Source organism: Thermosporothrix hazakensis, assembly GCF_003253565.1.
GTDB lineage: Bacteria > Chloroflexota > Ktedonobacteria > Ktedonobacterales > Ktedonobacteraceae > Thermosporothrix > Thermosporothrix hazakensis.
On record NZ_QKUF01000001.1, the window covers coordinates 175,449 to 188,745 of the forward strand.

10 protein-coding genes are annotated in these 13,297 nt (G+C 54.0%); 7 read left to right on the plus strand and 3 right to left on the minus strand.

Features of this window, described 5'->3' with window-relative positions; translation table 11 throughout:
* Window positions 1-15: 15 nt before the first annotated feature.
* The gene (locus EI42_RS00705) at window positions 16-1,887 is read right to left on the minus strand and encodes a transketolase (RefSeq protein WP_111317678.1); all 1,872 of its coding nucleotides are present in this window, start codon (window positions 1,885-1,887) and stop codon (window positions 16-18) included.
* A 318-nt stretch (window positions 1,888-2,205) separates the two neighbouring features.
* Here EI42_RS00705 and EI42_RS00710 point away from each other — a divergent pair, with 318 nt between their 5' ends.
* Window positions 2,206-2,685, plus strand: a complete 480-nt coding sequence (locus EI42_RS00710; protein WP_170142258.1) for a DinB family protein — start codon at window positions 2,206-2,208, stop codon at window positions 2,683-2,685.
* 23 nt (window positions 2,686-2,708) lie between these two features.
* Here EI42_RS00710 and pyrH read toward each other — a convergent pair whose 3' ends face one another.
* Entirely contained in the window at window positions 2,709-3,413 is a 705-nt protein-coding gene (pyrH, locus tag EI42_RS00715; protein WP_111317683.1) for a UMP kinase, read from the minus strand.
* Between the two features lie 407 nt (window positions 3,414-3,820).
* Between pyrH and EI42_RS00720 the strand changes: the two genes are divergently transcribed.
* From EI42_RS00720 to EI42_RS00740, 5 genes are all read left to right on the plus strand, one after another.
* The gene (locus EI42_RS00720) at window positions 3,821-4,780 is read left to right on the plus strand and encodes a TerC/Alx family metal homeostasis membrane protein (RefSeq protein ID WP_111317686.1); all 960 of its coding nucleotides are present in this window, start codon (window positions 3,821-3,823) and stop codon (window positions 4,778-4,780) included.
* 133 nt (window positions 4,781-4,913) lie between these two features.
* A complete protein-coding gene (locus tag EI42_RS00725; protein WP_111317689.1) occupies window positions 4,914-7,331 on the plus strand; it encodes an Eco57I restriction-modification methylase domain-containing protein in 2,418 nt (805 codons plus the stop codon).
* Between the two features lie 110 nt (window positions 7,332-7,441).
* Window positions 7,442-9,865, plus strand: coding sequence for an Eco57I restriction-modification methylase domain-containing protein (locus EI42_RS00730; RefSeq protein WP_137686084.1), 2,424 nt, complete (start codon window positions 7,442-7,444; stop codon window positions 9,863-9,865).
* A gap of 29 nt (window positions 9,866-9,894) precedes the next feature.
* Window positions 9,895-10,674, plus strand: a complete 780-nt coding sequence (locus tag EI42_RS00735) for an SIR2 family NAD-dependent protein deacylase (protein ID WP_111317695.1) — start codon at window positions 9,895-9,897, stop codon at window positions 10,672-10,674.
* A gap of 16 nt (window positions 10,675-10,690) precedes the next feature.
* Window positions 10,691-11,440: an alpha/beta hydrolase family protein gene (locus tag EI42_RS00740; RefSeq protein WP_111317697.1), complete on the plus strand. Its 750-nt coding sequence runs from the start codon at window positions 10,691-10,693 to the stop codon at window positions 11,438-11,440.
* Between the two features lie 41 nt (window positions 11,441-11,481).
* Here the strand turns inward: EI42_RS00740 and EI42_RS00745 are convergent, their stop codons facing one another.
* Complete coding sequence (locus EI42_RS00745; RefSeq protein WP_111317700.1) at window positions 11,482-12,180, minus strand: hypothetical protein; 699 nt, start codon at window positions 12,178-12,180, stop codon at window positions 11,482-11,484.
* 426 nt (window positions 12,181-12,606) lie between these two features.
* On the opposite strand from EI42_RS00745, the gene pgmB reads away from it, so the two are divergent.
* Window positions 12,607-13,254 carry a beta-phosphoglucomutase gene (pgmB, locus tag EI42_RS00750; RefSeq protein WP_111319511.1) on the plus strand — a complete coding sequence of 216 codons (648 nt, stop codon included), beginning with the start codon at window positions 12,607-12,609 and terminating at the stop codon, window positions 13,252-13,254.
* Window positions 13,255-13,297 lie beyond the last annotated feature (43 nt).

Below are 13,297 nucleotides of genomic sequence, written 5' to 3' on the forward strand. Positions count from 1 at the left end.
CGATATCCGGAACGATTAGAGCCGGTTGAGCATTGCTTTGACCGCCAGCACGATATGATGCGCACTGATACCGGCATCTTCGATCAGTTCAGCCGGTGTACCGGAACCGGGCATTGAATGTACAGCCAGCTTGGCAATCTGTGGGAACTGCCCCACGCTCTGGGTAAAAACCTCGGTCACCGCGTCACCAAGACCACCCTCAGGCCAGTGATCCTCAACCGTGATAATCTTGCCGACCGCCTGTGAGGCCGCCAGAACGGTTTCGTTATCAATCGGCTTAACCGAGTAGGCATCGATGACACGAATGGTGATGCCCTCACTACGTAGCTGATCATACGCCTGAAGCGCCTCATGCACCGTAATGCCGGCTGCAATCACCGCGACCTGATCGGCATCCGACTCACGTAACACCTTACTGCCACCAACGCTGAAGGTCTCATCGGGTGCATAGATCGTCGGGAGCGCAGCCCGGGTCGTGCGCATATAGACGACGCCGTCATGCTTTGTCATTTCCGCGGCCAGTTGTGCCGTCTGATTCGGGTCACAGGGATACAGCACCGTGCTGCCGAAGACGGCGCGCATCATTGCCAGATCTTCCAGTGCCATCTGAGATGGGCCATCTTCACCGATCGAGACACCGGCATGCGAGCCACACAGGCGGATATTCGCCCGGGAGATCGCCGCCATACGGATGAAGTCATAGGCCCGCGTGAGGAAGGCCGCGAAGGTCGAAGCAAAGGGGATATAGCCGCGCACACTCAGGCCAACCGCCGCCGCGATCATCTGCTGCTCAGCAATGTACTGCTCAAAGTAGCGGTTCGGGAAGGCCTTCGCGAACTCCTCGGCATAGGTTGAATTGCTGACTTCACCATCAAGGGCCACAAGCTGCGGTACAGCCTCTCCAAGCGCCTTCAAGGCATCGCCATACGCCTTACGGGTCGCAACCTTATCCTTGTTCACCTCATAGGTAGGCAGCTCAATCGGTTGGCCCTCCGGGAGTCTGACCGGCTGCTTGTCTTCCGGCTTCTGCACCGTATACACCTTGCTGCGTGACGAAGTTGCCAGTTCTTCCAGCGCCTTCTCTTCCTTGTCGCTGCTCAACGCCTTTCCGTGCCAGCCGCCAACATCCTCAAGGAAGGAGACACCTTTCCCCTTGACCGTACGCGCAATGATCAAGGTCGGGACATTCGTCACCTGCACCGCTTCGGCATACGCACGGTTAATTTCCTCGTAGTTATGCCCATCAATCACAATGGTATGCCAGCCGAAGGCCTTCGCACGGGCTTCATAGGCACTTGTATCCCACTGCAACATAGTCGGGCCACGTTGACCCAGACGGTTACAGTCAAGAATCGCGATCATGTTATCGAGTTTGTAGAAGGACGCGTGCTCAAAAGCCTCCCAGATCGAGCCCTCAGCCGTTTCACTGTCGCCGAGCAACACCCAGACCTTATAGGGCAGTTTATCGAGATATTTGCCCGCCAGCGCGATACCAACCCCGATCGGCAGCCCCTGACCAAGCGAGCCTGTCGCAACATCAACCCAGGGCAGAACAGGAGTCGGGTGACCTTCAAGGCGACTCCCGAACTTACGCAACGTCATCAGTTCGTCGTCGGTAATCGCCCCAGCCGCCTTATACATCGAGTACAGCAGCGGCGAAGCATGCCCCTTAGAAAAGATGAGGTGGTCATTGTTCGGGTGCTTCGGATTGTCGAAATCATAATGCAGGTAATCCGTCATCAGCACTGCCATCAAATCCGCCGCGGACATCGAAGACGTGGGATGTCCGGATCCCGCCGCGGTCGTGCAGCGAATGCTATCAATCCGCAACTGTTGTGCAAGATTCGTCCATTGCTGAACTTTCTCAGATGTTTGAGCCGTTGTCATACTTACTCCTCATCTTTTTGATTCTCAATGGTGACTTTTTCAGCCGCCACAACCATACATCAGGTGAAAATAGACCCGTGCCGTTTCGCCCGCCTGAGAGCTTATTCAAACAGAGAAAAACAGGCATCTCTCTTCAGTATAGGTCAAAACACAATTTTTCACCATGCAAAAACGCTGCTCTCAGGCAACCTCTCTACTAAGGCACGATACACGGCCACAAAAAGCGACACATCAACGGCTTGACTTTTGGCTTGAACATCTGTACCATATCAGTACTCTAAAGCGCTTCATTCTCCCATAGAACAGGAGTCACTTCCATTGAATACGCTTTCCGAAACGCTCGCTATCCTGAAAGCAAACAGGCAACAACATCAGGCGATGAAAGCACATCTCACCCCTGCGGACTGGCAAAAGCCAATCTCCCCTGAAGGCTGGTCGGGAAAAGATTACCTGGCCCACATTGCCCATTGGGACGGCCTCGCGCTTCAGTGCATTCACGCCCGACTGGCAGAAGCGCCCGCTCCGGTGTTTCCCTTTATCGCCTCCGATGAGCAAAACGAGCGCTGGCGTATCGAAGATAGCTCAAAACCACTGGATACAGTTCACGCCTGGCTTGGTGGCACCTTCGACACCTATCAGCGCGTGCTCACAGAGCATGATGAGGAAGCACTTCAGCAACAGCTCGGTATGCCCTGGAATGCCAGCGCGCAACATACGATTATCTGGCTGATCGAGCATATGGCCAAACACGAAAAAGAGCATCTCAGCTACATTGAAAGCTTCTTCCCGGCAGAATAAAAATCACCGGCGAGTACTGTTTTTCAGGAAATAACGGTGCCAGTAAAGGGCTCGTTATCCAGCGCCTTCTCAACATTGGCAAGCTGGAGTCCATTGAGGTAAATCACTCTAAGGGAGAGTTCAGAGGCTAACTTTGAAGCAATGGGATCGAAGGGAGCATTCGCGCCTGGTTCCCAGGTATCACCGACAATCGCTCGATAATCAGCCCAGGAAATGCGCTCAATTGGCTTTGCATCTGACTCTGTACGAGGATCTTTATCATAAATAAAGTCCGTATTGCTCATCTTGACGATCGTCTTGATATGATAGTCCTGCGCGAGCACAGCCGCCACATAATCAGTTGACCAGCCGGGCCGCCAGCCTGCCGCGATCACCACCGGCTTCTCTGGCTTGTGGATATAGCTATAATCTTTGATGATCGCCGGATGTGCGATATCACGAAAAATAGTGCGAAAAAGGTGCGCGTTCAGGCGCGTCGCATGGACCCCGAGCCAGTCGAGGTCATCAGAGGCCAGTTCATGCCCGGTAATCTCCGCCCCGGCATCGCGATAATGGCGTGCCAGCCGACCGCCACCTACAAACAAAAAGAAACGCCTTCCTCGCTCGGTCACCTGCCGACGAATGAAGGCGTTGAACTCTTTCAGGAATGGAACATTGATGCCGCCATCAGGGACGATCAATGAGCCACCCAACTTGATCACATGCGCTTCAGGTCGATTCTGCGTCATTCTCTCTCTATTCCTCATTCTTGCAGTCGGGTATTTCTCTTGTTCGGGTGATTATAACATATCTCATCGCGAAAAGAAGCAAATTCGTGACACAGAAAGGGTCCATTTGATCCGGAAGAGATTTCTCCGTTTATACCGTAAAGGGCCATTCTTTGATGGTCCAGCGAGTGTATGAAAAAGCTCACTCGTACCACTACCGGGTGGGGAGTAGCTGACCCTTTGCCGCAAAGGGGTGAACTGGTCGTCAGGACAGAGAAGCGTTTCTCTCGGCCATTCACTGATGCGAGAACCGTGCATTAGCAGCAAGACCACCACGACACTGGATACCTCCATGCCGTGATGGTTTTTGCTCAATGAAGGGCCTCACGGTGGGGATGGAATGGAAAGGAGTTTGCGTGTTCTCGCAAATGACCTGGATCTGGATTGGATTCCACATCTTTGTACTGATTATGCTTGCCCTTGACCTGGGAGTCTTTCAGCGGAAGTCGCACGCTGTCTCGGTCAAAGAGGGCCTTATCTGGAGTGGCGTATGGATAGCGCTTGCACTCCTGTTTAACCTGGGCCTGTACTTCTGGCGCGGGAGCGAAGCAGCCATCCAGTTCTTTACTGGCTACCTGATCGAAAAATCACTGAGCGTGGACAATATCTTTGTCTTTGTGCTCATCTTTAGCGCATTTCAGGTTCCAGCCAGGTATCAGCATAAAGTGCTTTTCTGGGGCGTTCTGGGTGCGCTTGTCATGCGCGGCATCCTGATCGGCGTCGGAACAGCGCTCTTGCACCAGTTCCACTGGATCATCTACATCTTTGGTGCGTTCCTGATCTTTACCGGGATCAGAATGGCGCTCCAACGGGAGGAAGACAACGTTCACCCGGAGAAAAACCCGATTCTAAAACTGGTACGCAAGATCTTCCCTGTCACCGAAAACTACGTAGAAGGGAAGTTCATTGTCAAGCAAAGCGGGAAATGGCTGATTACACCGCTGCTCCTGGTACTGGTCTTCGTCGAGACAACGGATCTGATCTTTGCCGTTGACTCGATTCCGGCGATCTTTGCCGTCACCTTAGACCCCTTTATCGTCTACACCTCGAACATCTTCGCCATTCTTGGTCTGCGTTCCCTGTACTTTGTCCTGGCTGGCGTGGTCGATAAGTTCCATTACCTTAAACTCGGCCTCTCGGTCATTCTGGTGTACGTTGGACTGAAGATGGTGTTGATCGATATATTCCACATACCAACGCTCCTTTCGCTCGGCGTCATCGCGTTGATTCTCTGTGGCGCAATCGTGGCCTCACTGATTCGCGACAAACGCTTGCAGCAGAAACAGCAAGATAAGCATGAGGAAGAGAAGGTTGAGGTAAAGAGCTAAGGACAACAAGGAGGTCACAGAGCGCTTCTGTGGCCTCTCTTTCGTATTCAATCGCTGCATCATGTATACTATGAAGAGATACCAGAAAGAACAGGGACGCATTCGACGCTCCCGAGAGCAGGCGTGAAATTGCATGCAGCACAAACGAACAGTGATACAGGTGGCGCATCAGCTTCCGAGCGAGCACGATACACAATATAACGAAAAGCAGAAAGAAAAGGTTGCTCGCCGTTTCTATGCCCTCTTTCAACACGAATATCGAGCCTTGCGTTCACAGGTCACAGGGGGAGCCTCCCCTGAAGAAGAGGAGCGCTTCACGATACGCCTCACGCTGCGCCTGCTCTTCCTTGCTTTCTTGCAACACAACGGCTGGCTCCAGCCAGATTTGACCGCCGGTCACACACCCGCTCATGTCGAATGTCTGCTTGCTCGCCTCTCGCCGGGACTCCTCGAACCGCAGTCTCTCCGCCGGCATCCGCACGTTCCGGATGTCGCAATTGAGCGCCTGTTTGCCTTTCTCAGTTGCTATCAATGGAAGCTTTATGAGCAGGTTCAAGGAAGCGAGCAGGTCCTGACGCCCGAGATCATCGGCTACATCTTTGAGAAAACCAGCCGGCAGAAACACACCGGGACCTACTATACGGGTGCGGACATCACACACTATATCAGCAGCAATACCATCGTGCCCTATCTGCTGGAACAGCTTCAGCGCCAGTATCCGGCGACGCTACACGAAATACGGCGACTGCTTCGCTGCCAGCCCAATCGGTATATTCAACCGGCCGTACAGTATGAAGACCTGTTGCCCACTGAAACCCCAGATGAGTTCGAGCGCCGCCGGAGTCGCTATCAGGCGCTGTTGCACATGCTGGAAACAGAGGCCATTACCGAGATCCACCAGGGCATTACACACCGGCTCAATCTTCAGCGCCTGGCACAGGATGTCATCGCAACCACACATGATATCACATGCGTCCATATATGCTACGCGATCCTGCGCAGCATGACGATTCTTGATCCCACCTGTGGCTCGGGCGCGTTTCTGCTCGCGGCGCTGCATATCCTTCAACCGCTCTATCGCTGTTGCCTGCATCGGTTGATGGAGCAGCCCGAAGACATCTCGCTCCCTGAATCGGACACCATTGAGGTCTTTATCCTCAAGGAGATCCTGCAAAACAACCTGTATGGCGTCGATCTGATGCCCGAGGCAGTCGAGATCTGCAAGCAGCGGCTCTTTCTTTGCCTGCTTGCCGCCTATCCGCATCCGAGCGAGCCGGGCCCGCTTCAGTGGCATATTCGTACCGGAAATGCTCTGGTTGGCTACTTGCACGCCAGCCAGACCGATACAGCGGTGCTTGACCATGCTCTCGCCAGGGCATATGGGCTTGCCACCGACAACCCGCAGGACTTTGAACACTGGAAAGAGACACATAGCCCGTTCCACTGGGCCGCTGAATTCCCCACGGTTATGCAGCGCGGCGGCTTTGATGTGTTGATCGGTAACCCGCCCTACGTTGAGTATAGCCAGATTCGTGAGCGCTATAGCCTGCTTGAAGGCGCGGGCGAACAATGTGGCAACCTCTATGCCGCCGTCCTTGAGCGGGCGCTTCAGCTCAGCCGTCAACAGGTCAGTTATCTTGGCTTCCTCGTCCCATTGAGCATCTGTGGAAGCCAGCGCTTCCAACGCCTGCGCACCCTGCTTCGACAGCAGACCGCCCGTCACTGGTTTGCCAACTTTGAAATCTTTCCCTGTCGCCTCTTTCAGGAAGCCTATCAGCGGCTCTCGTTCTTTCTGGCACAACACGGCAGTGCGGCTAGCCCCCAGACCTATGTGACCAAGATCCTCCGCTGGTATGCCGCCGAAAGGCCCCACCTGCTGGATCTCCTGCACTATACAGCGGTCAGCATCCCCTTGCTCAACGACAGCGTACCCAAACTGGCCGCGCCACAGCATCAGCGTATCCTGCAAAAGCTGTTGCAAGAGACAGAGACACAACCGCTTGATCTCTCTCTCGTGCCCGGGCCAACATCACACTTCATCTACTACCAGGAAGCTACCAACTACTGGACAAAAGCCGTCCGGCATATTCCATACTATAAGAAAAATGGTGCCCTGATGGAGCCACCACATGGGCGCTTTCTCTATTTTGCTGAGGAAGCAAGCGCATGGGCAATCATGGCCCTGCTGAACAGCGCACTCTTCTATCTCTGGTTCGCCACCTTCTCGGATGGCTTTCACCTCTCCCACTATCTGGTACAGCGCTTTCCACTCCATCGCTCCCTGCTTCAGCAGCCCGAGCTTCTACGGCTGGCACAACAGCTTGAACAGGAGCTGATGCAGCACGCCCGGATCAGCACACGCAACACCCATGAGAACGCTCAGCATACAAACAAAGGACTCTCAATCGAGCTGGCCGAGTATCGCCCCGCCTGTTGCAGGCCGCTCCTCGAGCGCATAGATAACGTTCTGGCCGAGACCTACCAGCTCGACAGCGAAGAGCTGGCTTTTGTCCTCGGCTATGACCAGAAATATCGAATGGGCCGCGGGTAAACACATCTTTACAAAAGCCCCCCTGAACGCTTATGATGAACACGTGCAATACCGCTACATACTGCCATAAGAGCAGCAATCAACCAGGATACATGGAGGCAGAAAAGAGCGTGGGGGAATCCGTAACACCCGAGCGCATTACCGGCCAGTTTTATCGGCGCTTTCGGAAAGAACGAGAAAAGTTTATTTCCAGCATTCAGGGCATTGATGACGCCCAGGAGCGTGAGCGCTATGGCGTGCTGATGCTCAATCGCCTGCTCTTTACCTATTTTCTGCAACAGAAGGGCTTTCTCGATGGCGATCCATACTATCTCACGCATCAGCTTCAGCAGGCCCGTACACTCGGAGAAGACCGCTTTTACCGGCTTTTTTTGTTGCCCCTTTTTCATATGGGCTTTGGTACACCCGCCCACCAAAGAGCAACCCCTCTCGGTACAATCCCCTACCTGGGCGCGACGCTCTTCGCACCACATCCTGAAGAGCTACGCCCGGGCGTGCATATTGCGGACGATAGCTTCTCGGCTCTGTTCACCTTCTTCGATACCTATCACTGGCGGCTCGATGAGGCGCCACCCGCCAGCGAACAGGAACTCAGCCCCACAGTACTCGGCTATATTTTTGAACAGCAGATCAATCAGCAGCAGATGGGAGCCTACTACACCCGCGCCGATGTTACCGACTATATCGCCAGGTATACCCTCATCCCGGCCCTGTTTGAGCGCCTTACCAGCGCCCTTCCTACAGCATGTGACCCATTCTGGCAACTGACCCAGCGCTTTCCTCACCGCTATATCTATGCCACGCTGCTACGTGCAGAGCGGCTTCCGGGCGAAACCGAGGCCGAGCAACGAGAGCGGCAACGGCGTGCCACAGATCTACTCAACGCGCTCCGTGACGGGCTGGTCAACACTATTGATGACTTTGTCACCTGCAATCTGGATATTGAGCGCTTCGCCCGGGATGTTATCATAGAAGCACCGCGCCCTCTGATAGAGGGCATCTATCAAGAGCTGTGCTCGATGACGGTCCTTGATCCTACCTGTGGATCCGGGGCTTTTCTGCTGGCTGCACTGCGCGTGCTTGCCCCGCTCTATCGCGCCTGCTTGTACCGGCTTCAGGGGCAAAAGCCTGACGAATATAACATACTCAAAGAGATCATCACCCGTAACCTCTACGGCGTCGATATGATGCCCGAAGCCATCGAGATTTGTCGGCTGCATCTCTATCTCAAGCTCCTGGCCCATGTCAGGCGCGTCGAAGACATCGAACCCCTGCCAGAGATTGCGCAGCATGTGCATGTTGGCAATGCACTTGTCGGCTATACCTGGAATGATGCACTCGACGACACAGCCAGCCCCGATCTGCAACTGGCCCGAGAATATGGTATCGACCCGCATGATTGGCCGCGCTTTGTTGCCTGGAAAGCAAGCCATCAGCCGTTTCATTGGGCCCACGTCTTCCCCGAAGTGGCCGCGCAAGGAGGCTTCACCGCGATCATCGGGAATCCGCCCTATGTCGAATATGAGCAGAAGAAGTTTCCCTATCAGCTTCGAGGCTATCAGACGCTCACCTGTGCCAATTTATATCCCTGTATCAGCGAGCGGAGCGCCCAGCTCCTGGCGCCCTATGGACGGTGCGGCATGATTTTGCCTCTGGCAGCCTTCGCGACCCGCAACATGACCCCTTTCCTTGAGGGCTTCAAGCGCTGGTTCCCCGTAAGCTGGCTCTCGTTCTACCATTTCCGCCCCTCGATGCTCTTTTCGGGCGGCAAAATCGCCAGTATTCCCACCGCGATCTATCTGGCCCGCGTCAGAGGTACCGAGACCCGCTACAGCACCCGGCTGATGAAGTGGACCACCGAACAGCGCCCCTATCTCTTCACCCTGCTTCACTATTGCCGCATTACCGCCAGCGAAGATCCCGAGAACCGCCACTACTATCCAAAATTCGGCCATGCATGCGAAAATACCATCATGGAAAAAATCTTGCAACAGCGGAAAATAGAGCACTATATCAAGAGACGATCAAGGCAAACGAGAGAGAATAGTATGTACTACCGTTCAGCAGGAGGACTGTACTGGAAGGTTTTTGTGAATTTTCCCTGGCCATATCATACCACCTCCAATAAACAGTGTGACTTTCTTCCAGAGTATGACCGTAATATCTTTGTCGCGCTGTTCAACAGCTCGCTTTTCTGGTGGTACTATACTGTGACATTCGATACGTTTAACCTCAAAGACTATATGCTTTTTGGCTTTCGTTTTACCTACCCGGATAATGAGGGGATGCTTCAAGAGCTGCGCCAGCTCTGTGCCGAACTGATGGAGAACTACCAGGACCATGCACGCCATCTCAGGCGCGGCACAACTGGCAGCTATACAATCTATGCACGCAAGGCCAAAGCAATCATTGACCGGATTGATGCCGTGCTGGCGCGGCACTACGGCTTCAATGATGAGGAATTGACCTTCCTGCGCAACTATGATATCCGTTATCGTATGAGAAGCGAATCAATCAGCTCAGACCCGAGCTAGAACCCCTCAGACGACAGGAAACAGAAGGAATGGAGCACATCATCACAACCGCCTCAACCTATGAGGAACAACTTGCGGACGCCGTTGAGTTGCTTCAGGCATCGCAGAAGATAACCGTGCTCACCGGAGCCGGGATCAGCACCGAGTCGGGGATCCCCGATTTCCGCAGCCCCGGCTCTCCCTGGCAAAAACAACCACCCGTCACCTTTCACGCGTTTCTCAATCAGGCAGAAGCTCGCCGCCGCTATTGGGAGACCCGACGCACTTTGCTGCCTGCCGTAAAACAGGCTCGTCCGAACGCGGCACATCGAGCGCTGGCAGAACTGGAACGACAGGGACGACTTCTGGGATTGATTACCCAGAATTTTGACGGGCTACATCAGGACGCAGGCAATTCACCTGAGCGCATCGTGGAGCTGCACGGAACCTCCCGCGAGGCCACCTGCATCATCTGCGATACGCGCACCTCGATTGAGGATGTACAGCGCCGCGTCGACGCTGGAGAAGCAGAGCCGCGCTGCTCATTGTGCGGGGGCTATCTCAAGGCCGCAACCATCCTCTTCGGGCAACGTATCCCGGATGACGTGCTGACACGGGCAAAAGAGCTCTCAATCCGTTGTGATCTCTTTCTGGTCGTTGGCTCCTCGCTGAAGGTAACACCAGCCTCACACCTGCCACGCCTTGCCCTTCAGGCGCATATCCCCTTAATTATTATCAATGTAGAACCCACTCGTCTGGATCAGCAGGCAGATGTTACGCTTCATGAGAAAGCAGGAACAGTGCTTCCCCGGTTGATAGCACTGCTCTAGCACAAAGAGGAGTACAATGAGAACAATAGCCTACGGAACAGAGCCACAACAATTCGGAGAACTCGCGCTGCCAGCAACGCCCGGACCTTATCCGGTCGCGATCCTGCTTCATGGTGGCTTCTGGCGCAACACCTACGGCCTCGATCTGATGCGAGAACTGGCAAATGACCTGACGCGACACGGCTTCGCAAGCTGGAATATTGAATACCGCCGTGTTGGTGATCCGGGAGGCGGCTGGCCGGGCACCTTTGAAGACATCGCGCGGGCCACCGATTTCTTACAACACATCGCGCTCGAATATGCCCTTGACACGCAACGTATCTACGCAATCGGGCATTCGGCGGGCGGCCATCTGGCGCTCTGGCTGGCCGCCCGGCCCAAGCTTAACCGGGAACAAACGCTTCGCCTGAAAGGAGTTGTCAGTCAGGCCGGAGCCGCCGATCTGGAAGAGGTTTGGCGGTTGCACCTCAGCAATGATGCAGTCGTCAGCTTGCTTGGAGGCAGTCCCGAAGAGGTCCCTGAGCGCTATGCGTTTGCTTCTCCCGCCAACCTGTTGCCGCTTGGCGTCCCGACCGTCCTGCTTCATGGGCTCGAAGATATTGATGTGCCTCCCGAGATCAGCCGGAGGTACTATGAGAAAGCCCGAATCGCAGGGGATAATGCGCTCCTGATCGAGCTTCCCGGCGTTGAGCATCTCGCGCTGATCGACACTCGCTCTGATGCCTGGCAAAAAACGGTAAGTGAGCTGCTCAAGCTCCTGCCCTGAAAAAGGGCGCGGGCAGCTCTCATGTTGCCCGCGCTCACGCCTCATTTGGCCGGTTTGGCATAGATGCCTGATTGATTGGCATAAATGTTGTAGGGCAAACCATCCGCAGGCAAAAAGACCGCCTGCCCATACGCCGCCTCTACAAAGGGGGATGACCACGCCTGTTTATAGACCGTCTTAAAAAAGTCGCCATCGCCTCCATTCAGTTCTATGACAGTTCGCTCAGCGGTTCGCTCAAGATTGGGGTCTTCATAGCGCCCCTGAAGGCGAGTCAGCTTATATCCAGTATGAAACCCGAGCAGGTTCATCCAGCCTGGAAACTTTAAGATGTTGCCCTGAAGCATCCACTGATCGCCCTTCACGAGGTAGCTATTGTTCGCCTTTACCTTGCCGTTCTCATCAAACTGTGTCAATTCAAGGTTCATCGAATGCGGCATATTGGTGAATGATGTAGCCTGCACACGCGCAACCAGCACATCCCCGGTCAGCGCGATATAGCTTTGCAGCAGCGATGAGGCCCAGAGCAACAGAATCGCCAGAGCGAGCAGCAGCCCGCCGCTCGCTCCATGCTTCCAGCGCACGCGCCGCCGCACACGATAGCGTTTGCCGCTCTCCTCATCAAACACCACCCGATGGCGCTTCACAACCGTGAAAAGAGAATAGAACAATAAGCTGAGTCCGAGCAGCACCATCAGGGTTAAAATGATCTGTGGAACACCAAATGAAACGGGGTAATTCATGCGCGGCACATCTCCCTTGTCATCAAAAAGAACAGTAACAGCCACCTTGCTCTACATGGTAATACGATTCTGGAGCAACTTCGGCACATCCAACAGCAGGGTAACAGAACGAACGACAAAGAAGAAACATTCGCGATAACATGTTGACAGAGAAAGATGCAGATTTGCGATTTCAAGCCGGAGCAGGTAAAATGCAGCTAAGAAGCGCTGGCAGCGTATGCATAACCTCTACAGAATAGAAACCCGGCCTCTTCCCTACACAAATGTATCAGTTTCTATACGGAATGTTCACTCTTGTTACCGTTCATTCGTTAATGGGAATAGAACAAAGAAAGTATGTGAAGAAGCGCCGAGGGAAAGCCCTACCGCGCCACTATAGATCAAAAAAATTGATTGTGACCAAATACCTCAACGAGGAGTTTTTTTATGGAAAGACCAAAAGCCATCATTTTTGATCTTGACGGAGTGCTTACTGACACGTCGGAATATCATTTTCAGGCCTGGAAACATCTCGCCGATGATGAGGGCATTCCATTTACCAGAGAGGAAAATGACGCCCACCTGCGCGGCGTGGGTCGACGGGACTCGCTTATGTACCTGATTCGTGGCAGACAGTATAGCGAGGAACAAATCCAGGAAATGATGGAGCGCAAGAACCGGTATTATAATGCACTTATTGAAAAGATGACGCCTGATGAAATCGTTCCAGGTGGGATTGACCTGCTGAAAGAAATCCGAGCAGCAGGCATCAAAACCGCCATTGCATCGGCCAGTAAAAACTGTCGTACCGTCGTGGAACGGCTCCAAATCGCTCCCTACTTCGACGGTATCGCCGATGGATATAGTGTTGTCAATGGAAAACCGGCTCCAGACCTGTTTGTCTATGCCGCTGGATTGCTGCACACACCAACTGTTGCGTGTCTCGGCGTCGAAGATGCCGCCGCGGGCATCGAAGCGATCAAAAAGGCGGGAATGAGAGCGGTTGCCATCGGGCCCGAAGAGCGTTTCCAGGGTGCAGACAAAGTGCTCCCAACCCTGGATCACAAGCGGCTATCGGATTTACTGGAGGACTAAAGCAATCCCATAGCCCTGAGAGATTGCATAAAGATAGTAGGGA

Bases quoted from the DNA above. Each gene is read 5' to 3' on its own strand.
- EI42_RS00705 (WP_111317678.1), bottom strand. From the start codon at position 1,887: ATGACAACGGCTCAAACATCTGAGAAAGTTCAGCAATGGACGAATCTT.
- pyrH (WP_111317683.1), bottom strand. From the start codon at position 3,413: ATGACGCAGAATCGACCTGAAGCGCATGTGATCAAGTTGGGTGGCTCA.
- EI42_RS00720 (WP_111317686.1), top strand. From the start codon at position 3,821: ATGACCTGGATCTGGATTGGATTCCACATCTTTGTACTGATTATGCTT.
- EI42_RS00725 (WP_111317689.1), top strand. From the start codon at position 4,914: ATGCAGCACAAACGAACAGTGATACAGGTGGCGCATCAGCTTCCGAGC.
- EI42_RS00735 (WP_111317695.1), top strand. From the start codon at position 9,895: ATGGAGCACATCATCACAACCGCCTCAACCTATGAGGAACAACTTGCG.
- EI42_RS00740 (WP_111317697.1), top strand. From the start codon at position 10,691: ATGAGAACAATAGCCTACGGAACAGAGCCACAACAATTCGGAGAACTC.
- EI42_RS00745 (WP_111317700.1), bottom strand. From the start codon at position 12,180: ATGAATTACCCCGTTTCATTTGGTGTTCCACAGATCATTTTAACCCTG.
- pgmB (WP_111319511.1), top strand. From the start codon at position 12,607: ATGGAAAGACCAAAAGCCATCATTTTTGATCTTGACGGAGTGCTTACT.